Origin of the sequence: Pseudomonas sp. RIT-562, assembly GCF_026241895.1 — a bacterium.
GTDB classification, from domain to species: domain Bacteria; phylum Pseudomonadota; class Gammaproteobacteria; order Pseudomonadales; family Pseudomonadaceae; genus Aquipseudomonas; species Aquipseudomonas mandelii_F.
This window is the reverse complement of sequence record NZ_JAPJIV010000005.1, coordinates 251,884-273,077: the sequence shown is the minus strand read 5'-3', so window position 1 is coordinate 273,077 and position 21,194 is coordinate 251,884. Positions and strand designations below refer to the sequence as shown.

At 56.0% G+C, this 21,194-nt stretch carries 16 protein-coding genes and 1 pseudogene; 8 read left to right on the top strand and 9 right to left on the bottom strand.

What is annotated here, in order from left to right:
* From ORL50_RS09780 to ORL50_RS09760, 5 genes are all read right to left on the bottom strand, one after another.
* A partial coding sequence (locus tag ORL50_RS09780; RefSeq protein WP_416236015.1) for an OprD family outer membrane porin occupies positions 1-265 on the bottom strand: 265 nt, incomplete at its 3' end.
* 104 nt (positions 266-369) lie between these two features.
* Entirely contained in the window at positions 370-1,545 is a 1,176-nt protein-coding gene (locus ORL50_RS09775; protein WP_077748053.1) for a 3-hydroxybenzoate 6-monooxygenase, read from the bottom strand.
* Positions 1,542-2,399: a fumarylacetoacetate hydrolase family protein gene (locus ORL50_RS09770; protein ID WP_020300858.1), complete on the bottom strand. Its 858-nt coding sequence runs from the start codon at positions 2,397-2,399 to the stop codon at positions 1,542-1,544. The genes ORL50_RS09775 and ORL50_RS09770 overlap by 4 nt, the downstream gene beginning before the upstream one ends.
* Positions 2,396-3,442, bottom strand: a complete 1,047-nt coding sequence (locus ORL50_RS09765) for a cupin domain-containing protein (RefSeq protein WP_020300859.1) — start codon at positions 3,440-3,442, stop codon at positions 2,396-2,398. Before ORL50_RS09765 ends, ORL50_RS09770 begins: the two co-directional genes overlap by 4 nt.
* A gap of 18 nt (positions 3,443-3,460) precedes the next feature.
* The gene (locus tag ORL50_RS09760; protein WP_020300860.1) at positions 3,461-4,849 is read right to left on the bottom strand and encodes an MFS transporter; all 1,389 of its coding nucleotides are present in this window, start codon (positions 4,847-4,849) and stop codon (positions 3,461-3,463) included.
* Between the two features lie 264 nt (positions 4,850-5,113).
* Here ORL50_RS09760 and ORL50_RS09755 point away from each other — a divergent pair, with 264 nt between their 5' ends.
* On the top strand, positions 5,114-5,860 hold the full coding sequence (locus tag ORL50_RS09755; RefSeq protein ID WP_032904489.1) for an IclR family transcriptional regulator: 747 nt from the start codon (positions 5,114-5,116) through the stop codon (positions 5,858-5,860).
* Positions 5,861-5,874: 14 nt separating this feature from the next.
* Here the strand turns inward: ORL50_RS09755 and leuD are convergent, their stop codons facing one another.
* Entirely contained in the window at positions 5,875-6,519 is a 645-nt protein-coding gene (gene leuD, locus ORL50_RS09750) for a 3-isopropylmalate dehydratase small subunit (RefSeq protein WP_020300862.1), read from the bottom strand.
* A 6-nt stretch (positions 6,520-6,525) separates the two neighbouring features.
* Entirely contained in the window at positions 6,526-7,938 is a 1,413-nt protein-coding gene (gene leuC, locus ORL50_RS09745; RefSeq protein ID WP_020300863.1) for a 3-isopropylmalate dehydratase large subunit, read from the bottom strand.
* A gap of 291 nt (positions 7,939-8,229) precedes the next feature.
* On the opposite strand from leuC, the gene ORL50_RS09740 reads away from it, so the two are divergent.
* The 3 genes from ORL50_RS09740 to ORL50_RS09730 all read left to right on the top strand — a co-directional run bounded on the left by ORL50_RS09740 (position 8,230) and on the right by ORL50_RS09730 (position 12,873).
* A complete protein-coding gene (locus tag ORL50_RS09740; RefSeq protein ID WP_032904492.1) occupies positions 8,230-9,825 on the top strand; it encodes a GMC family oxidoreductase in 1,596 nt (531 codons plus the stop codon).
* A gap of 49 nt (positions 9,826-9,874) precedes the next feature.
* Complete coding sequence (gene mdlD / locus ORL50_RS09735; protein ID WP_020300865.1) at positions 9,875-11,200, top strand: NAD(P)-dependent benzaldehyde dehydrogenase MdlD; 1,326 nt, start codon at positions 9,875-9,877, stop codon at positions 11,198-11,200.
* Between the two features lie 236 nt (positions 11,201-11,436).
* A complete protein-coding gene (locus ORL50_RS09730; protein ID WP_106118106.1) occupies positions 11,437-12,873 on the top strand; it encodes a carotenoid oxygenase family protein in 1,437 nt (478 codons plus the stop codon).
* A 155-nt stretch (positions 12,874-13,028) separates the two neighbouring features.
* Here ORL50_RS09730 and ORL50_RS09725 read toward each other — a convergent pair.
* A pseudogene (locus tag ORL50_RS09725) lies at positions 13,029-14,417 on the bottom strand (aldehyde dehydrogenase family protein).
* Between the two features lie 18 nt (positions 14,418-14,435).
* Complete coding sequence (locus ORL50_RS09720) at positions 14,436-16,232, bottom strand: FUSC family protein (protein WP_020300869.1); 1,797 nt, start codon at positions 16,230-16,232, stop codon at positions 14,436-14,438.
* A 216-nt stretch (positions 16,233-16,448) separates the two neighbouring features.
* Between ORL50_RS09720 and ORL50_RS09715 the strand changes: the two genes are divergently transcribed.
* Genes ORL50_RS09715 through ORL50_RS09700 form a run of 4 tightly spaced genes read left to right on the top strand, consistent with a single transcriptional unit; the run spans position 16,449 to position 21,189 of the window.
* The gene (locus ORL50_RS09715; protein ID WP_020300870.1) at positions 16,449-17,810 is read left to right on the top strand and encodes an MFS transporter; all 1,362 of its coding nucleotides are present in this window, start codon (positions 16,449-16,451) and stop codon (positions 17,808-17,810) included.
* A 19-nt stretch (positions 17,811-17,829) separates the two neighbouring features.
* Positions 17,830-18,681, top strand: a complete 852-nt coding sequence (locus tag ORL50_RS09710) for a fumarylacetoacetate hydrolase family protein (RefSeq protein ID WP_020300871.1) — start codon at positions 17,830-17,832, stop codon at positions 18,679-18,681.
* A 1-nt stretch (position 18,682) separates the two neighbouring features.
* Positions 18,683-19,504 carry an IclR family transcriptional regulator gene (locus ORL50_RS09705; protein ID WP_020300872.1) on the top strand — a complete coding sequence of 274 codons (822 nt, stop codon included), beginning with the start codon at positions 18,683-18,685 and terminating at the stop codon, positions 19,502-19,504.
* 29 nt (positions 19,505-19,533) lie between these two features.
* Positions 19,534-21,189, top strand: coding sequence for a bifunctional 3-(3-hydroxy-phenyl)propionate/3-hydroxycinnamic acid hydroxylase (locus ORL50_RS09700; RefSeq protein WP_169868539.1), 1,656 nt, complete (start codon positions 19,534-19,536; stop codon positions 21,187-21,189).
* The last annotated feature ends 5 nt before the right edge of the window (positions 21,190-21,194 follow it).

The window sequence follows — 21,194 nt, the reverse complement described above, 5'->3', positions numbered from 1 at the left end:
TGGCAACAGCATCGATACCAAACCCAACAGTACCTGGGGTATAACCGGATTTGAAATTAAGAATGAAGCCTTGAGCCCACTCTTCAGCCTTGGGTTTCTCGGTCCCACGAATATCTAAGTAGTTGCGTTGAAAGTAGTAATTTCTGGCTTGCAGTGTAGCGGTTGAATCTTTAAAAAAATCCGAATCCTCAGCCCATGCCAAGCCCGGCGCACAAAAATACAGTAACGCCGGCCACACGAGTGGCGCGCAATTTTTGTTGTTCACGATTTCACCCTTTTTATTTTTATAGAATGATCATTGCGTGCAGCTGAAAGCGACGATCAACCCGGCAACTGAGCACCGTTGAATAATTGATCGTCACTGGATTTCTAAATTACCGCGTCATACAACCAAGAGAGACCGGCATACGCCTGTTCAGGAGTACGGGTGCCGAGCATGTTGTTACGTAGTTCGGCCGCAACTCCCTCGGCGTGGTAGAACTCACCATGAACACGTGCCATGACCTGACAACGGCCCGTGCGAAGGTATCGGCGAGCCTGATAGGCTTTAAAAGCCGACTCAAAATCACCCTGACACTTTTCGATCTCCTGTGCGAGTACGACGCCATCCTCCATCGCCATACACGCCCCTTGTGCAAGGTATTGCAACATGGGATGCGCTGCATCGCCCAGAAGTGTGGTACGTCCCTGACTCCAGTTTTTCACGGGTTCACGATCGCACAATACCCACATCCGCCAGCTTTCAATTTTGGACAGGAGCGTTTGTACGGTGTCACACGTGCCGGCAAACCGACGGCGTAATTCTTCAGGGTCGCCCTCGGTGTTCCAACCCTCTACATAGCGGTCGCTGTGGAAGACTGCCACCAGGTTGAATAGTTTTCCACCTCGAAGCGGGTACTGGACCAGGTGGGACTTTGGCCCCCCCCAAAGAATCATCGAGTTGCGTCGAAACTCAAGCGGCACGTCCTCAATGGGCAACACCGCCCGGTACGCAATGTGCCCGGAGACCACAGGCGCACCGTCACCGACAATTTTCTCTCTGACTTTCGACCACAATCCATCTGCGCCAATCAGTGCGCAACCCCGAATGGTTTCACCTTGGTCAGTGGTCACGCATACGGACAGGCCATCATCTTCGTAGCCCACCACTTTTGTGGCGATCCTGAATTCGACATCAGCGGACTCGCGACACGCGGCCAGAAGAACCGAATGCAGGTCCGCACGATGCACCAAGGCGTAGGGATACTTGAAACGTTCCCGAAACGCTGCGCCTGTCGGGATGGTGGTAACCATCTCAGCGCTGACACTGTCCATGAAGATCAAATCATCGGGTAACACGGTCAGTTCGCGTACTTGATCAGCAACGCCGAGCGTCTCCAACACGCGAAAACCGTTAGGGCCCACCTGGATCCCCGCACCGACTTCGCGAAACTCTTCGGCCTGTTCGATCAAGAGCGTTTTGAAGCCCTTATGTGAGAGTGCCAGCGCTGCTGCCAGACCACCAATGCCCCCCCCAATGATTACAATTGGATCTTGTAGGCTCATGACGACACGACCTCGACAACAATTTCACCAATCCCTTCAATTCGTGCTTTGATCTGATCACCGTGAACAATGGGACCCACACCTTCGGGCGTTCCGGTGTACAACAAATCACCCGGCTCAAGTGTGTAATAGGTCGAGGCGAATTCGATCAGCTCTGCCACGTTCATGATCAAATCCCGAGTATTGGCGTGCTGGCGTTTCTCACCATTAACCTCCAGCAGCAACTCCAAGCCCTGTGGGTCGCTGAGCTCATCAGCCGTGACAAGCCATGGCCCCAACACCGAGTAAGTGTCCAACGATTTGCGCAAGCTTCGCTCTTCAGGCCCGCGGATCGTGATGTCCAGGCCAATGCTGTATCCGGCAACATAGGCCAGTGCGTCTTTCGCCTTCACATCCTTGGCACGCTTGCCAATAACAGCGACTAGCTCGATTTCGTGATCGGTACGGCGCTCTGGAAGATTAATCACAATCGGTTTACTGACACCGATCAGCGAGCTGGTAGCTTTCAGGAAGAGGCCCGTCTCCTGGATTTTTCGGACATTGGCACGTGTAAACGTCTCCGTGTCTGCGATGGCTTCATCAAGGTGAGCTTGATAGTTGACAGGCGCAGCCACAATTTTGCCTGGGTTACCGACGGGGCTAAGCAGCTCGACATCGCTTAACTTGAAGACCGCTGCGCTTCCCTTGGCAAGCGAGATTTCGGGGCGTAGCTCGGCCAGGTTAGCGATCAGCAGGTCATGGCGCGGAAACGGATAACGGGCAGGTGACAAAATACGCAGTGCTTGGGAAACGTCATAGACAATGTCGCCCTCAATCAGGCCCAAACGGTTATCGTTAAACAGACAAATTTTCATGGTTTTTCTCCTGGTGTAGTAGTTGCGCTCGGATTGATTTCGCTGCGCCAAAAACCGAGGTGTTCTTGCAACGGTCGATCGGAAAAGCTGAACAGTACGCATTGCTCGTCCGCCTCAAAACAACGCCATGCCCAACCCGGAACAACAAATACGTCGTCCTTGCAGGCTGTCCACGTTTGGTCACCGACCTGAACGCGCAGGCTGCCTTCAACCACGCAGCAAACAGCTCCGTCGGTTTCACGAAAGCTCGTGCCCTTGAACCCTGCTGGGAACATCTGCATAAAGGCACCCATCGAGCGAATCGGGGACAGCCCATTCGTTGGGTTGGTAAACATCAGTTTGAAACCGTTGCACGCGTCCCACTCATCGACGAGCGACAACTGTTCAAGCGCTGCACGCGTGCGCGAATAGGGGTAGTGAAAAAGTGGGCTGACGGGGCCGCCGTGGGTGTCGCCTACAGGTCTCAGGCCAGCGGCGAATCGCGCATTGGAGTCGCCTGTCGGGCGTGTCAGGGCCTGACGTAGATTCGGGTCATCAGCAGAGAAACCGGCGTTGAGCATTTGCACAACAGGCACATCCAGGCCGTCCAGCCACATCACAGGTTCCGTGCCCTGCGCACCATGGTCATGAAAAACGTTCGTGGGCGTGATGACAAAGTCACCCGGGTTCATTAGTACCTTTTCGCCATGCACCGTAGTGAACCCACCCTGGCCACTTAAAATCAGTCTTAGCGCAGACGCCGTATGGCGATGACTGGGGGCGACCTCCCCGGGCAGGATCATTTGAATACCCGCATAGAGGGATGACGTTATCTGCGACTTGCCCCGAAACTTAGGGTTTTCTAGGACAAGCACACGGCGCTCCGCATCTTCGGCGGAGATGACCTCACAGGCCATTTTCATATTTTGGCGAATGGTTTCGGCGCGCCAGATTACGGGGTCCGCCGTCTGCTTGGGCTCGCGCGGGGTAAGCCCGCGCAATACCTCCCAGAGGGGCGTCATGTTGTCATGGGCAATGTGATCTCTAAAGGCATTGTTACTCACAAATATCTCCTTACCTATCTATCGAACTTCGTTCAGCCGTGCATCGCTACGGTCTTGGTTTGCGGTCCGTGCGATGTGGCGACGGACGAGGGTCAGCGCGACAAAAAGAATCAACATCATGGCTGCTATAAAACCGAAGAACCGAGTGCCTGTGCTGGCAAGAATCCAGGGGCCGATGAAAGCGCTCAGCACCGCGCCCAGCCGTCCGAAAGCTGCGGGCAAACCGACGCCACTTGCACGCATTGAGGTAGGGAATATCTGCGCCGCCAGCACGAATAGGATTGCTTGTGTGCCCGGTACGCAGAGGCCGAGCAGCAGCAGGCTAACGGTGATGATAGGGAGCGAATTCGCAGCAGGTTGCAACGGCGTTACCATCAGCGCAGCGCAGCAGGCCAACGCCCCCGCCGCCATGCAGAGCATGGTTTTGCGCGAACCGAAGCGACTGAACAGCCAGCCGCCGCCCACCCCTCCAATCAGGCCACCGAGGCTGAACAACGCCATACTTGCGCTGGACATACTGACGCTGTAACCGGCCTCGACGAACAGGGAGGGGGACCAGGTAAACATGAGGTAGCTAGACAGAATCACGGTAAAGAAAGCGACCGCCAGAACCCGTGTGTCGCCGGCATATTCGCTGGCCATTAACGTTCGCACCGAAGCCTTCTTGACTGCAGCCGCTTCGCCGCTGTCCTCCAACGTGGTGGTCAATGACACCGCATGCCCCAGGTGGCGAATGATGTTCAGGCACGCTGCCGGCTTGATGCCGCGCGCCACCAGAAATCTCAGCGACTCTGGGACGCCAATGATCAGCGTCAGCGCGACGATCAACGGCGCACACCCCGCAATCACGAAAAAACTGCGCCAGCCAAGGGCAGGAAGAATTTGCGCCCCTAACAGGCCAACGACAATACCGCCAAAAGGCAACGCGCTCATCCCGATGGCGAGGGCAAGGCTGCGCCGGCGCAAAGGTGTGTACTCAGCCAGCATTGCCGTGACGTTAGGCATGGCTGCTCCCATGCCCAACGATGCAATCACTCGGCAGACGCCCAGAAAGACGATGTCATCGGCGAGCGCGCCCAATAACGTCATCAGGCCAAACGTTACGCTGGACGCGATGAGGGTCCATTTTCTGCCGATGCGGTCGCCCAACAGGCCCCCGAGGGCCGTCCCCAGTGCCATGGCCACGAAACTGAATCCAAGCACCGGTGCAAAGGCTGCGCGGCTGATACCCCATTCGGCTGAAATGGAGGACAGCGACAGGCTAAGCACCTGCGCGTCCACGCCATCGAACACCATGACGAGGGCGACCAAGAAGAGAATTCGCTTTTGATAGGACGTCCACTCTCCGTGATCGAGAATAGGGGCGATGTCGAGGACGGGGGACGATGGCTGCGCTAGCTGGCTCATGATGGAACCCTCACACCTTAAGGTGTTTTGTATTATTTGTTGTAATACGATAATTATGTTTTTTCCAAAAAGTGTCAACGCTTTTATCTTATGGCGCTATTTTTGTTTTTACTCACCTCGTGGTCGAGCTTGGCGGTAACATGCGGGCTCCGTCAAGCACACCTTTCTAAGGGGGCAGGGTTGATAAAGCAGCAGGTAACCGGCGCGTCAGCCATGCAAGTCTCAGGCGCAGAAGATCCCAAAGGCAGCTCCCAGGATCGCTTGATGCGCCTGCTCGAATTGTTCAGTGGAGACAGCAAATCTGATTGGTCTGTGGACGAAGCGGCGATCGAGTTAGGACTATCGGCGAGCCATACGTACCGTTACTTTCGAACCCTGTCGGGTGCCGGATACATCAGCGCCTTTACCCCGGGGCGCTACGTGCTGGGCCCAGCAATCATCGCGTTGGATAGAAAAATGCGGTTGGGTGATCCGATGATCCAGGCTGCAAGGTTGGTCATGGGTGACATGCTGAATGCGGCCCCCGCTGACAGCATCGCGATTTTATGCCGGTACTTCCAAGAGCACGTCATGTGCGTGCATGAGGAGTTCACCACCCGTTTCAAGCAAGACATCAGCTATGAGCGCGGCCTCCCAAGGCCCCTTTACCAAGGCGCAGCCTCAAAGGTCATCCTGGCGCACCTGCCATTGCGCCAGGTCAAACCCTACTACGAAGGCGTAACGGGCGAATTCGAGCGCTTTGGCCTTGGGGCCAATTGGGCGCAAGTCAAGCAGACACTGAGATCGCTGAGAAACGAGTCCGTAGTCATCACTTCAGGCGAATTGGGCAATAGCGCTGCGGGTATTTCAGCCGCCGTTTTTGACGATAAACGGGTGATCGGCAGCATCAGCATCGTGATACCCGTCGTCGATGCCTCCCCGGAAGTCAGAACACTGCTCGCGCCTATTGTTGCGAAGGCCGGGGCCGAGATGACGCAGAAAATGACGGTGTTGGCGTCTTCTGGATCATGAAATACACAACGCCGTCAGCTCTCTGGAAACAGCCAAGGCTCGGTGGCGCGTCGCTTGCTTTCGTATAAGCGCACGTCGTCGGCTTGAGCGAGCGTCAGGCTGATTTCATCGAGCCCCAACATCACGCATTTTTTGCGGAATGCATCGATCTCGAAACGGTAGATCACGCCCTCAGGCTGGGAAACGGTTTGGTCCGCTAGATTGATCTCAAGTTGCAACGCAGCATCACGGGCCGCGAGTGAGAACAGGTGATCCATTTCATCCTTGGTCAACACGATGGGCAGCACGCCGTTCTTAAGGCAGTTGCCATAAAAAATATCTGCGAAACTGGTGCTGAGCAGCGCTTTGAACCCGAAATCACGCAAGGCCCACGGCGCGTGCTCGCGGCTCGAACCACAACCGAAATTATCTCGGCACAGCAGGATTTGCGCTGACTTGAACCGGGGCTGGTTGAGCATGAACTGCTCGTTGAGCGGTCGTACCGAGCAGTCGTCCCCAGGTTGGCCTTGGTCTAGATAACGCCAGTTATCGAACAGGTAATCGCCATAGCCATATTTGCTGATCAATTTCATGAATTGCTTCGGCAAAATGGCGTCCGTGTCCACATTGATTCGATCAAGCGGCGCCGCTACTGCACAAAACTGCTTGAATGGTTTCACGGCCTTTCAACTCCTTATCTGGGCAGCGGTTATATCAACGAAATGTCCTGCCAGGGCCGCCGCTGCTGCAGTGACCGGGCTCACGAGGTGAGTTCTGCCACCCTGCCCCTGACGCCCCTCGAAATTGCGATTGGACGTAGATGCACAACGCTCCCCAGGGAGCAGCCGGTCCTCGTTCATTCCCAAGCACATCGAACAACCGGGCTCGCGCCATTCAAACCCAGCGTCGATGAATATCCTGTCCAAGCCCTCGGCTTCAGCCATGGCTTTGACCTGTCCTGATCCCGGCACCACCAATGCTTGTTTGATACGCGTGGATACTTTTTGACCGACTACAACCTGGGCAGCTGCCCGCAGGTCCTCGATGCGTGCATTGGTGCAGGAGCCTATGAAAATCTTGTCGAGTTCGATTGAAACGATGGCTGTGCCCGCTGTAATCCCCATATAGTCGAGCGCGCTGACCAAGGCCTGACGTTTAGCGGGGTCTACTTCGTCCGCGGGGTCGGGCACCTTTTCTAGAACATCGCACACCATTTGCGGAGAAGTTCCCCATGAAACTTGAGGGGCAACTTTTGCTGCATCCAGGTTCACCACCTGTTGGAAAATTGCCCCAGGGTCGCTGTGAAGCGTGCGCCAAAACGTAGCGGCGGCCTCCCAGCCTGCGTCTCGCGGCGCATGAGGTCGGCCGTGCAGGTAGGCCAGTGTGGTCTCGTCTACACCGATCAGCCCGACGCGAGCTCCGGCTTCGATTGCCATATTGCAAAGGGTCATCCGCGCTTCCATGGACATGCTACTGACCGTGCTGCCCGTGAACTCGATTGCATGACCGGTGGCCCCCGCAGTACCGATTTTGCGAATCAAGCTCAGGGCCAAGTCTTTTGCGGTCACGAACGGCTGCAATTCGCCGTCGATCTGAACCTTCATCGCCGCCATGGGTGAAACACGCAGGCACTGGGTGGCGAGAACGTGCTCGATCTCGGAAGTGCCGATGCCAAATGCCAAGGCCGCGAAAGCACCATGGGTACTGGTATGAGAGTCGCCACAGACGATGGTCATTCCCGGAAGACTGGCGCCAGATTCAGGCGCGATGACATGCAAAATGCCCTGCCTTTGATCACCCATTTTAAAGTGGCGCAGGTTCAGGTCATCGCAGTTACGCTCAAGCGTCTGAACCTGAATTTTCGCTACCGGATCCTGAATGCCCAGAGCCAAGTCCCTAGTCGGCACATTGTGGTCCGAGGTGGCGATGATCGTGCCGCTTCGCCAAGGGTTCAGCCCCGCTGCCGATAAACCTTCAAAAGCCTGGGGGCTGGTGACTTCATTGATCAACTGCAGATCGATGTAAAGCATCGCCGAACCGTCCGGGTCATGACGTACGACGTGCGTTTCCCAGAGTTTTTGCAGCAGCGTTTTGGGCACTGGAGGCTCCTCTTGTCAGATCGATCATTACGGACCTGCCTGGCCGGATTGTAGGCAAGCTTGCTCAGACAATATAGAGCGCTTTTATCGTAATGCGCTATTTTTGATTTTTAAAGAGTGGCAAAGTACTATGTGTTGTCCAACTGTACTGTTCAGATTTGTAAAATCTGAACAGCGAAAGCGCCCGCTTAAACGATTCCTGATCTCGGCTTTTGATAGCGATGTCTGATAGGCAGTGCGCTATCCCCCCTCAATACTCATCCGTTCAAGAGCGATCCGCAGTGGGTAAATATGACAACTAAAAGCTTTGACGTGCTGATTGTAGGAAGTGGTGCAGCCGGATGCGTGGTGGCCAGTTATCTGGCCGAGAACAGTCGGGCCAGCATTGCCGTGATCGAAGCCGGCGGCAAGGATTCCGACCCGCTGATCCATATTCCAGCCGGCTTCGGCACCATCCTGGCCAAGGATAAACACGTGTGGACCCATTCCACCGTCGCCCAGCATGGTACTGAGCGACGCTTTCGCTCCGGCAAGGTGTTGGGGGGAGGCACGTCGGTAAATGCCATGGCGTATGTGCGTGGCCAAAAACGCGACTTCGATGCGTGGGACGAAGCCACCGCAGGCGACGGGGACTGGAATCACGCCAGCATGTGGCGTGCCTTCATCGAGCAAGAAAAAAACGACACGTTCCATGATGAACATCATGGCACCCAAGGCAATCTGGCCGTGCAGCTGCCCAAAGGGATCAACGAACTGAACCAGTATTGCCTGAAGGCATTTCAGGAATACGGCCTGCCCTACAATCCGGATTACAACGGCGCCAGCCAGATCGGTGTGTCACCGGTGCAATCGAACATCGAGAACAGTCGCCGTTGCAGTGCCGTAGTCGCGCACCTGCGCCGTCATCTGGAGAGTGGCCGCGTCACCTTGCTGGCGAACACAACGGTCACTCGGGTGCTGATCGATAGCCACCGCGCGGTAGGGGTCGAAATACTCCAGGGCGGGACTACGCAGCAAATCCAGGGCAAGCAGGTCATACTCAGCGCCGGGGCGGTACACAGCCCGAAGATTCTCATGCATTCCGGCATAGGCCCCAAGACCCAGTTGCAGGAATTCGGCATTGAGGTGATGGTCGATTCCCCCGGCGTGGGCGAAAACCTACATGACCACCCTATCGTACCGCTCAGCGCCTATGTGAAAGGGAACTTGGGCTATCAAAGCGTTGCCCAGGGCCTTGGGACGCTGAAGGCAGGGATCCGCTACATCCTGACCAAAGACGGCCCGGCCGCAGGCAGCGGTATCGAGACGGTCAGCTATTGGGATCCCCTGAACTTACAGGGCGACCCTACCGTTCAGTGCTATCACGTACCAATCATTTCCAAAGACGGCTTGAGCCCTACCGGTACGCGCCCCGGCGTGACCTTCGAGTTAGTGGTGCTTCAGCCTAAAAGCCGCGGCTGGGTACGTTTGGCTGACGCTGACCCTACCTCTATGCCGCTGATCAACCCAAATTTCATCGGCCACGAATACGATTTGAAAGTGGCCGTTGAGTCGGTGAAAGCCATGCGCCATGTCCTGACTCAGGAATCGCTAGCGCCGGTGATCGACGAAGAGGTCTCACCGGGTCCCAGCGTGCAATCCGATGAGCAGATTGGCGAATGGGTCAAACGCGTCGCCACCACCATGTGGCACCCGGTCGGCACCTGTCGCATGGGCAAGGACGAAGGTGCCGTCGTTGATGGTCGCCTGCGTGTGAAAGGCGTGGAGCATCTGCGTGTCATCGATGCCTCGATCATGCCCAACATTACTAGCGGCAACACCAACGCGCCCACTCAGGCGCTGGCCCTGCACGCTGCCAAAATGCTCTGTGAAGATTACTTTCGCTGATCTGCGTGACGCTCATAAACATCCACTGAATTCGATAAGGTGACAACCCATGAACTATCCAAGCTCCGAGTCCATCGATGCAGTATTCGAGTCGCAGCGTGCCTATTTCGCCTCCCGCCAAACCCACCCCATCGAGTTTCGCAAACACAGCCTGGAGCGCCTGAAACAGGCAGTGCTCAATCACAAAGAGGCGCTGTACGTCGCACTGGACGAAGATTTAGGAAAACCCAAGGCCGATGTGGACCTCGCGGAGATCGGCGCAGTCCTCCACGAAATCGATTTCGCCCTCGCCCACCTTGACGAGTGGGCGACACCAGAAACGGTACCCACCGCAGACCTGATTGCGCCGTCCCAGTGCTATGTCACGCAAGAGCCCTTTGGCGTTACTTACATCATCGGGCCGTTTAACTACCCCGTAAACCTGACGCTGACGCCGCTGATAGGCGCAATCATTGGCGGCAACACTTGCATCCTTAAGCCCTCCGAAACCACCCCCAACACTTCACTGGTCCTCGAGAAAATCATTCAGGAAGCGTTCTCTCCCAACTACATAGCTGTGGTTCAGGGTGGACGCGATGAGAATACTCACCTGCTGAGCTTGCCGTTCGATTTCATCTTTTTCACGGGCAGCCCTAACGTCGGCAAGATAGTGATGCAGGCAGCCGCCGCGCACCTCACACCAGTGATCCTGGAACTAGGCGGCAAGTGCCCTTTGATTGCCCTGGCCGATGCCGATGTCGATCTGGTGGTGTCGCAGCTGATGTTTGGCAAGTTCATCAACAGCGGCCAGACCTGCATCGCACCGGATTACTTGTACGTCCACAGCAGCATCAAGGATGAACTGCTAACTCGCCTGACGCAGCGCATTCAGCAGGACCTGCCCGACATAGGTTCCACGGGAAAAGTCGTCACGAGCCAACAAGTATCGCGTCTTCAAAACTTGTTGAGCAAGAGCGCGGGCAAGGTGCTGGTCGGCGGCGATGCAGACCCAGAACGGCGCGTATTCAGCGCCACCGTGGTCGACCAAGTGCAATGGGACGATGCGCTGATGGCCGAAGAGCTGTTTGGGCCCATTTTGCCGGTGCTGACTTTTGATTCGGTGGATAATGCAGTCGATCTCATCAATCAACATCACTCCAAACCACTGGCCGTGTATGTGTTCACAGGCCACACAGCCAATGCCAACCCCGTCATCGACCACATTCAAGCCGGCGATGCTCAGGTCAACGGCGTGCTGGTGCACGCGTTTTCGCCATACCTGCCGTTCGGTGGGGTGGGCGGTTCAGGGATGGGCGAATATCACGGCCGATACAGCTACCTGGCATTTACCCACAAAAAGTCTGTACGGATAGTTGAGTCTGGCAAGCCGGTATAAATAAAACACCAACTCCGCGAACCTGAGGCAGGTCAACGGCAGGTATTCTTTGCAATCCTGCCTTGATCGCGCGACCACATAAACCGTGACGAGCTCAACATAAACAACTGCATGCACCTCAGTACCAACACTCCATAAGAATTCGTACTCACAACCCGGAGACAGCAATAACACCAAAGGCTAGCATTCTATTAACCCTTAATAAGACACCCCTATTAGCCTTCGGGAGATACATCATGTGGAACAATAGCAGCCCCTTTTTACAAGGTATTCGCCAACCCCTCTCCAACGAAATCATCGCCAATGAACTTCGCATAGAAGGTACTGTGCCGCCTGAACTTGAGGGCGTGCTTTTTCGAACCGGATCCAACCAGCGTTGGGAGCCTGCTCGCCCTGACCGATACCACTGGTTCGACGGAGATGGCATGGTTCATGGGTTTTATATCAGCAACGGCGCTGTCAACTACCGCAATAAATGGGTGCGCACCGAGGGTTTCAAGGAAGAAGAAGCAGCCGGTAGATCGCTCTACAACGGTATTTACGGGTCTTACGAAGTAGCTCAACCACAGCTTGAAAAGGGGCCGGCTGCCGTCAAGCAAGTAGCCAACGTCAATGTCGTGGAAATCGACGGACGCGTATTGGCTCTGCAAGAGGCGGGTAGACACTATTATGAACTTGACCGAAACACCCTGGAAACCATTGGTACCTTTGATTTCCACGGCGCAATTGATGCACTGGTTACCGCGCATATCCATACCGACGCCGCAAAAAATGAACTACTATTGTATACGGTCGAACCCGAAACCCGCCGATTCGTCTGTGCACTGGCTGACAAACAAGGGAACATCCTGAAACAGCACGTCGTTACACTTGACGCCCCCGCCTATATTCACGACTTCATGTTCACTGAAAATCATTTTGTCTTCTTCTTTGGGCCCATCAACTGGCGTCCAGAATCACCCGACCGAGTTCCTGCAGGCAAATCTGCGTGGACGTTTGACCCAAAGCAGAGCAATCGAACCCTGGTGGTCCATCGGCAGACCGGTGCAACTCAATGGTTCACCGATGAAGCTTACCAAACCACACACTTCGTCAACGCCTACGAGGAAGATGGCAAAATAATCGTCGACGGCTGCGTCAGTGACCTCCAGTTTGTCGATGATATAAAAGTCGAGAATTTCTTTCCGTTTCCTTTTCCTGACGCTGGACGCTCGCCGTTCACACCTCCCGCGCTGTACCGCTGGACCCTGGATCTCGATGCCGGTCAGATGACACGAGCACGGGTCGGAAATTTCTCCGTCGAATTTCCTAGGATCAATGAAAAACTCCTGGGTGCAAAACACCAATACGGCTACTTTGCCGGTGTACACCAGCCCAAAAGTGACAGCCACGATTTCAATTGCCTGATAAAGCACGATTTTATTTCAGGCAAAACCGAGTACCAAACACTGGAAGGTGACAGGGACGTGTCCCCTGCCGAGCCGATATTCGTGGCCAAACCCGATGCGGTGAGTGAAGACGATGGTTGGTTGCTGGTCGTCTGGTGGGATCCCCAGACAAACAAAAGCGAACTGGTGATCCACGACGCGAGCGACTTCACGGGCGCACCATTGGCACGGGTAAAGCTGGATCATCATATACCGCTGGGTTTTCATGGGAACTGGATCCCATAACCCACCGGTAGAGGTCTAGCCGAGCGTTCTGGCAACAGCAACGCACAACTGACTGCCCTGCAAATAACGTATCGCTGCAGGGCAGTCTTTGTATGAAGGAACGCCCCTTTCAAGGGGCATTCATGCCATACGATCAGTCCACTAAAACCCTGACCTTAAAACGGATAAGCGCGACGTTTGTGTTGCACCGAGTTCCAGTGATCGCTGGTCAGCTCCGCGATGATCCAATCGCTGTTGAATCGCCCGATACCACTGTTTTTCTCGCCGCCAAACATGTTGTTCGGATCATCATTGACCGAGATGTCGTTGATGTGAGTCATGCCGGCTCCAGCGCATGTGCCTCGTCACGCGCAGTGATGATCGGCGCTACAGGACAAAATTGCTCAGCCTGGGCCAAGTCACTCATATTATCGACATTGACGAACACATGAGGCGGCAGTACCTACCCGTGTGCAGCGCCACCGAGCAACAACTCGATGCTTTCGGCTTTCGCCGCCTCGATCCGGGCCACTGCGCCCTCCAACTGGCGACGGTTGATCAGCGGGCCAATGACTGTATCTGCAAGGTCAGGATCGCCGACTTTCAACTGGCGAACGCGCTCGACAAACGCTTCGACGAAATCCTTTTGCAACGAGGCGTCGACGATAATCCGGTTACTGCTCATGCAGATTTGACCTTGGTGCAGGAAGCGCCCCACAACGGCGGCGTGCACCGCCAGATCGAGGTCCGCGTCATCAAGCACCACACACGGAGCATTCCCACCCAACTCCAACCCGACTCGCTTGAGCGTCGGGCCTGTGACTGCCAACGCGCCCAATGTGCCGCCCGACCCGAGTCGATCCCGTGAAGAAGATGAATTTTGGAATCGGGTGCAGGGTAAAGGCATCACCCAAATCAGCCACGTCTCCCACGACCACGTTCAAAACTCCCGGCGGAAAACCGGCCTCTTCGTAAATTTTCGCCAACAACAAACCACCGGTCACCGGCGTATCGTCGGCAGGCTTCACGACGACGGCGTTACCGAGTGCCAGCGCCGGTGCGATAGACCGATTGGAAAGGTGCATCGGCCAGTTCCAGGGACTGATAACCCCGACCACACCCAATGGTTTACGGTAAACGCGGCTTTCTTTGTCGGGGGTGTCGATTGGCAGAATGCGGCCGACGACTCTCGAAGGCATGGCCGCGGCCGTGATCATGGTCGAACGTACCGCTGACCACTCGATTTCGGCTTTGGTACGCGTGCTGCCTGACTCACGAATCAATCAGTCGACAATTTCTTCGTGCCTGGCTTCCAGTACGCTAACGGCGCGCATGAACAAGGCTGAGCGCTCATTAGGTAACGTCTGCGCCCATGCTTTCTGCGCGGTTGCTGCCGCCTGGTAGGCGTCGTCGAGGTCGCTAACATCACCCAGCGAAAGCTCGGTCAGCAGGGCGTTGTCATAAGGGTTGCGGTTCTCCAGGACCTTGCGCGTACTTCCGGAACGCCAGGCCCCGGCGATGTATTGGCCAGTAAAGTTTTGCCACGGTGTTGGGCGGTCAGACATGGGTGTTCTCCGGTTGATTCAAAGTAGGTCAGCGCCAGTATTCTTCTTGCTTGCCAGCCTGGAAGTCGCGAGGTTTTCCAATTGCTGGTGCAGTGCAAGGGTGTGATGTTCATCAGTTCGGTGGTGAGCGAAAAGCTGAGCAATCGCTGCGCATTCGAACGCAGCAATGAGCAGTGGAGAGGCCTTTTTTTCGAGGCTGATCAGACTTGTCAGAAGACCCCTGACTTGATCATAAATTCGTGCCTGAGCAGGTGGGGCAGGTGTATCCGAGATCTTCAGTGCGAGCCGCGCAATGCGCTTGCACAGGCGCTTGCGCTGGGAGCCTGGCGATGAAGGAACCAACCATCGGTAGGTCAGCACGGCAGTGAACACCCCGCCCAGAATTGCCAACATCTGCAACAGGGTATGTTCAAGGGAGGTGTCTACCTGCAATCCAGGTTGAGCGATTAACAAAAAGGTCATGTTCAGGTCGATGGCCAGTTTTGCTGTACCGGGCCGAGCCATGAGCAACGCTCCGATCATCAAAAACGGTGCGATAACCAAGGCCAGCTCCCACACCGTTCCCACTTCAGGTAACAGCCAAAAACGGCAGGTCACGCCAAGAACGGCTCCAGCGGTCGAGCCAACAAGTACGTCTTTTAACGCCGCACTGGCGTGGCTATGGCTGGAGAACAGCGAGGCGAACAACACGGCCGTCATGACCATCATTGGACCGTCTGACCAACCCAGGCCCCACCACATTGCGGTGGCGATGGACATCGCAATCAAGGGTCTGGAGCCCGCGAGGCATGTTGCGTGCCAGTCGCGCTGTTGAGTTGATTGCAACGCTTCCCTGCCTGGCGTTTCACAAGCATTCAACGCTGCAAAGACGCGTTGTAATTTTTCAACGAACAGCGTGCCTGCGGCAAGGTTTTCAGTGTTTTTGTGGACCTCATTGATCACCGCGAGCACCATTGCAGCTGCCGATTCAGGATGAGTTGCTACCAACAGGTCAGAGGGAAATCGGAGTTTTTCGCCAACATCGAAATGGCTACTTACGAGCAAATCGACAAGCGCGCCCAGCGTGTCGCGAGTGCGAAAGACCCGTAAACGCATTGTTCGAGAACCTGTAGCAATTTCATCCAGGCACAGATCAAGCGCCGCTAGTTCCTGCAACAGCGCACTAAAACTTTTGGCATCGTGTGCAGTGCCTGCCTGCAACCTTTTGAGGCTGTAGTGAACGCTGGCCACAATCAGCGCATCGAGTCGGTTGTACACGGATTCCAGGGACGCGGACTTGCCTGTAAACGTCCATGAAAAACAAGCTGAAGCCAACACGCCGATGACGGTGCAATAGATTCTGCCAAGGGCTAGGTCCACATCGAGCACGGGGTCTTGAATACCAAACAGCGCGACGATCGCTGCGGTGTAGCCTGCCAGCACAAAACCGTAATTTCGAAAATGTCGAAACAGGTTTCCATACCCGGCGCACGCTGCGATCCAGGCTGCCAGTACGAGCATTAGCCAGTGCTGCTGATCAAAGAACACCGTCAGCAAAAGTCCGCCTGCCATGGCTCCCACCACCGTACCGATCAGCCGCGCGCCGATGCGTTCGATCAAGAGGCCTCGCGTAGGTTGCGCCACCAGCCAGACTGTCATCGCAGCCCACCAAGGATGGTGCAGGTCCAGCATTTGAGCGATGACCAGCGCCAAGAGAGCTGCCGTGGTTGTGTGCAGACTGAAAATCAGTGCTGACCGAGAAGGCCACTGAAGCTCGGGCTGCATGCCAAAACGGCCTATCAAGCGACCGAATGATTGAGTGATCCACTTATTCATTTGATGAACTGACATCCGCAGCCTGATAAGGGAAACGCAGCCGCACGCGGCTCTCATTGCCATGGTGCATGCCGACGAGAAACCAAAATATCATATTTCCTGCTATTTAGGATTTTGGTTTATTTTATCTTTACAGGATTTTTGCTTCGTAATAGATTTAGCCTCAGTCAAGGGCACCTGCCTGCCCAGACAATAAAAACAATAAGAGGCCAGTTCATGCATACGCCTACACCCAGCAATATCCTCTGCGACGTCGTTGACGCCCTCCCTGTCAGCCGGTTGCAATGGGAGGGGCTCGCCCTCTGCGTACTGGTCGCAGTGCTAGACGGATTCGACACCCAGATCGTCGGTTTTCTGGTGACTGCCATGGCATCAACCTTGAACGTAACGCCCCAAGCCTTGGCACCGGTGTTCGCGGCGGGTTTATTTGGTTTGATGCTCGGCGCACTGCTACTGGCCCCTATGGCGGATCGCTTGGGGCGCAAGAGAATTCTGGTGTTGTCGATCCTGCTGTTCGGCACATTCGCGTTACTGACCGCTTTTGTTAACAACGTCTCGCAGTTGCTCGTCGTGCGCTTTCTGACCGGCATAGGCCTCGGCGGGGCAATTCCCAACCTGGTGGCGCTGATCTCTGAATACAGCCCGCGACGTTACTCGCGCAGTGCCGTGACGCTGCTGTTCTGTGGCATGCCACTGGGCGCCATGCTGGCTGGCTTGACGGTCGACCAACTGCTCGCTACCTGGGGGTGGGAAAACCTTTTCCTGATCGGTGGCGCGCTGCCGTTGCTGGTCGCCGGCGTTGTGGTGTGGCGGCTTCCAGAGTCGGTTGAGTTCCTCAGTCGCCAACCCGGCAGTCGTGCTGCCCTCAGCGCTATCATTAAACGGCTCGCACCCAACCTCGCAGAACTGCCCGCCAGTCTTGGCCAACTACGCCAACAGGCAACCTCCTCTACCTCCCTGAGTCGTCTTTTCACAGCCGGCATGTGGCGCCGCACCCTGCTGCTTTGGCTGCCGTATGCCATGAACTTGCTGATTTTGTACTTCATTATGAGCTGGATCCCGACGCTGTTAGTGGCAGCCCATGCACCGCTGAGCATGGGCATTCGCGCCATCATTCTCTTCAGCCTGGGAGGTGTGATCGGCTCGGTCGTACAAGGCTGGCTGATGAACCGCTGGGGGTCGGTCAACGTATTGACCATCGAATTCATGGGCTACCTGACAATCGTGCTGGCGCTCAGCCAATTGCCTGTTTCTATTTATTCGCTTTTCCCCGCAATGTTGTTGCTGGGCATTTTGGTGCAAGGCGCGCAGGCAGGTCTTAACGCTTTGGCCGCCGAGTTGTACCCACAGGAAATACGCTCCACAGGCATCGGCTGGGCACTTGGCGTCGGGCGAGTGGGTTCCATTACAGGGCCCGTTTGCGGCGGCTTGATGTTGGCAGCCGGCTGGGTTTTGACAGAGATCCTCAGCGCAGCGTTGGTTCCGGGAATCATCGCGCTGACGGCGATTACCTTGCTACGACTTGACCCCGCGAGCAAACAACAACCCACACCCTCACAGTCTGTTACACATCATTGATGCAACCAGAGGCATACCCATGAAAATCGCAAGCTTCGTTTACCAAAACCGTTCCACGTACGGCATTGTTAAAGGTGACCACGTCATTGACCTGGAATCACTCAAGTCTCACCTGGGTGCGGACCTCAAAGAAGCCATCGCGCGCAATCGACTGAGCGAACTGGGGGCTGATGCGCTGAAAGACCTGCCTCGCCTGGCATTGAGTGAAATCACCTTTTTGCCGGTCATTGCCAACCCAGGCAAAGTGCTCTGCATCGGGATCAACTACGCCACGCATGTGCGCGAGACTGGTCGGGACATGCCGACCTACCCGATGATTTTCACCCGCTTTGCCGACAGCCAGACCGCACACCTGCAGCCCATCGTTCGCCCAACCGTGTCCCACAAGCTTGACTTCGAAGGTGAACTGGCCGTGGTGATCGGCAAGACCGCTCGCCACGTCAAACCGGAGGACGCCTTGGACTACGTCGCCGGCTATGCCTGCTACAACGACGGCAGCGTACGTGACTGGCAGAAGCACACGATCCAGTTTGTTCCAGGGAAGAACTTCCCGGCCACCGGTGGATTCGGCCCATGGATGGTCACCAGCGATGAAATCGTCGACCCGCAGGACCTGGAACTGACGACTCGTTTGAACGGCGAAGTGATGCAACACACGCGCACCAGCGACATGATTTTCGATGTGCGCAAGTTGATCGAGTACTGCACCGCGTTCACTGAACTGGCCCCTGGAGACGTAATCGTCAGCGGCACCACCGGCGGCGTTGGTGCATTCCGCGAGCCACCAGTCTGGATGAAGCCGGGCGATATCGTCGAAATCGAAATCGAGCGCATTGGTATCCTGCGCAACAGTATTGTAGACGAGAGCTGACATGCAAAAACCGTTTGATTCCGAAGACACCACCGAGCACCTGGCAGACAGCAAAGGCTCCAGCCTGGAGCGGATGCTGCGAATTCTCGACCTGTTCACCGAGCACCATCCCATCTGGACGGTCGACGGGATGGGAAATGCGCTGGGGTTCACACGCTCCACTGCCTACCGTTATGTACGCGAACTGGCCGAGGCCAATTTGCTGTTTCAGGTGGAGGCCGGTCGCTATGCGCTGGGCGCGAGAATCATCACCTGGGATCGCCAACTGCGCGTCAGTGATCCGTTGGTACGCGCGGCGCACTCCCTGGAGTCGACCTTTCCGCAATGGGGTGCCGAGCAAGCCTGGTTGGTGTGTCGGCTGTTCAAGGATCAAGTGGTCTGTATCCATCAAACCGGCAACCTTTCCAACCAAGTGAGCTACTCGCGAGGATCGCCAAGACCTTTGTTCATGGGAGCGACCTCTAAAGCGATCCTCGCCAACATGGGCTCACGGCATCAAAGCCAACTGTTTCTGGAAAACCCGAGTGACATCGAGTCCAGCAACCTTGGCAAGACTTGGGAGGTGTTCCGGCGCTCGCTCCAACGCTTGCGCCGCCAGGGATATGTGCTGAGCACCAGCGAAGTCGATGCTGACGTCTTTGGCCTCGCGGCCCCCATATTCGATGGCGACGGCAAAGTGGTGGGCAGCATCAGCTGCGTGCGCCCGACCTCGCAACGCGATAGCGAACAGGATGAAGTGCAAGGCCAGCAAATCCTCGCCCTTGCCGACAATCTTTCACAACTCATGACCGCGCTGGCGCACAGACCAGAAGTACTGGACTGACCAGCCCGGCGGTCACCGAGGGAATAAAAATGACAACCCTTACACCCGTGAATACTGACGTACTGATTATCGGTGCCGGCCCGACAGGACTCACGTTGGCCAACCTCCTCGGACAGGCCGGCGTGCGTACGACCATTCTTGATCGTAAAGCCGGCACCGTGACTGAACCGCGTGCCGTTTCGATCGACGATGAGTCGCTGCGAACCATGCAGGCAGCCGGGCTGGATGAAGCCGTGTTGGCTGACGTCGTCAAAGGCTACGGCGTTCACTACTTCGACAAGCCAGGGGGACGTTGCTTTGGCAAGGTCGAACCTGTCGGCAAGCAATACGGCTACCCCAAACGCAATGCGTTCAGGCAACCCCTGTTCGAACGCACGCTGATGCAAGGTATGGAGCGTTTCCCTAGCCTGACTCCGCTTTTCTGCCATGAACTGATCGACTTCACACAGAACGCCTCAGGCGTTCTCGCTCGAATACAAAATGCGGCCGGTGACACGGTTGAGGTGCACGCCCAGTACATGGTTGCCTGTGATGGCGGCAGAAGCCCGGTTCGAAAACAACTGGGTATCGATATGGTGGGTTCCAGCTTCAAGTCCCGATGGTTGGTCGTGGATCTGGATCAGGACGATGACCCGTTCTGGCAGACTCGTGTGTATTGCGACGCGCAGCGACCTGTCGTAGAAGTGCCCGGCCCTCATCAGACACGTCGCTTCGAGTTCATGCTCAAAGACGACGAGACTGATGAGCAAATGCTCAGCGACGCTAGCCTTGGCAACTTGCTGCGGCCGTTCCGGGGTGAAAAAGCTTATTCGCTGGTGCGCAAAGTGGTCTACACCTTCCACGCCAGGGTTGCCTCTCGCTGGCAGGAAGGTCGTGTTTTTCTCGCCGGTGACGCTGCGCACCTGACCCCACCCTATGCGGGCCAAGGCATGAACAGTGGTGTGCGTGATGCGCATAACATCGCCTGGAAACTTGTGGCGGTACTCCGGGGACAAATGGCGAAAAGCGCCCTCGAGACCTATGAAAGCGAACGCCGCGATCATGCCTGGGCGCTGATCAAGCTGGCGCTGAATCTCGGGGTGGTCATGGCGCCGGCTTCAGCCTTGCGCGCCAAACTCATTACCAGCACCTTCCGCGTGATCGGGCTGATCCCGCCTCTGCGCGATTACTTTCTGCAAATGAAGTTTAAACCAAAGCCTCGTTTTACCCAGGGCCTGGTGTTATCCCAAGGTAAGGCCGGCAACCTGCGCGCCGGGACCATGCTGCCGCAGCCGACTCTTTTCGACTCTCACGGCTGCGCGCAACTGTTGGATGAGCACATCGGCCCGGGCTTTGCCTTGATTCAATATGGCGATCTGCGCAGCCAACGCATGGATCAACTGCAGCACCCGCTCTGGACCCACCTGGATGCCAAGCGCATCGTGATCATTCCACAAGACGCTCCGCTTCCGCCCCCTTTGGCGGGACTCACGATCGTACATGATCGCAACGGTGAGTTAAGCGCACTGTTTGCCGAGGCCAGCACCTTCCTGCTGCTACGTCCCGACCGCTATGTCGCCGCCATATTTGACCAGGCTCAGGAGTCAGAAACAGCTCTGGCTCTTCAGTCCTTGTTGGGCATTGCACAGGCTACGACAGTCGCCGTCGCGGCTGCCAATACCGCCCATTCCCCAGTTACTCTTTGATCGCG

Excerpts from the sequence above, each read along its gene's own strand:
- ORL50_RS09715 (WP_020300870.1), top strand. The coding sequence starts at position 16,449 with ATGCATACGCCTACACCCAGCAATATCCTCTGCGACGTCGTTGACGCC.
- ORL50_RS09730 (WP_106118106.1), top strand. The coding sequence starts at position 11,437 with ATGTGGAACAATAGCAGCCCCTTTTTACAAGGTATTCGCCAACCCCTC.
- ORL50_RS09755 (WP_032904489.1), top strand. The coding sequence starts at position 5,114 with ATGCGCCTGCTCGAATTGTTCAGTGGAGACAGCAAATCTGATTGGTCT.
- ORL50_RS09720 (WP_020300869.1), bottom strand. The coding sequence starts at position 16,232 with ATGAATAAGTGGATCACTCAATCATTCGGTCGCTTGATAGGCCGTTTT.
- ORL50_RS09760 (WP_020300860.1), bottom strand. The coding sequence starts at position 4,849 with ATGAGCCAGCTAGCGCAGCCATCGTCCCCCGTCCTCGACATCGCCCCT.
- ORL50_RS09770 (WP_020300858.1), bottom strand. The coding sequence starts at position 2,399 with ATGAAAATTTGTCTGTTTAACGATAACCGTTTGGGCCTGATTGAGGGC.
- ORL50_RS09700 (WP_169868539.1), top strand. The coding sequence starts at position 19,534 with ATGACAACCCTTACACCCGTGAATACTGACGTACTGATTATCGGTGCC.
- ORL50_RS09705 (WP_020300872.1), top strand. The coding sequence starts at position 18,683 with ATGCAAAAACCGTTTGATTCCGAAGACACCACCGAGCACCTGGCAGAC.
- ORL50_RS09740 (WP_032904492.1), top strand. The coding sequence starts at position 8,230 with ATGACAACTAAAAGCTTTGACGTGCTGATTGTAGGAAGTGGTGCAGCC.
- mdlD (WP_020300865.1), top strand. The coding sequence starts at position 9,875 with ATGAACTATCCAAGCTCCGAGTCCATCGATGCAGTATTCGAGTCGCAG.
- ORL50_RS09710 (WP_020300871.1), top strand. The coding sequence starts at position 17,830 with ATGAAAATCGCAAGCTTCGTTTACCAAAACCGTTCCACGTACGGCATT.
- ORL50_RS09775 (WP_077748053.1), bottom strand. The coding sequence starts at position 1,545 with ATGAGCCTACAAGATCCAATTGTAATCATTGGGGGGGGCATTGGTGGT.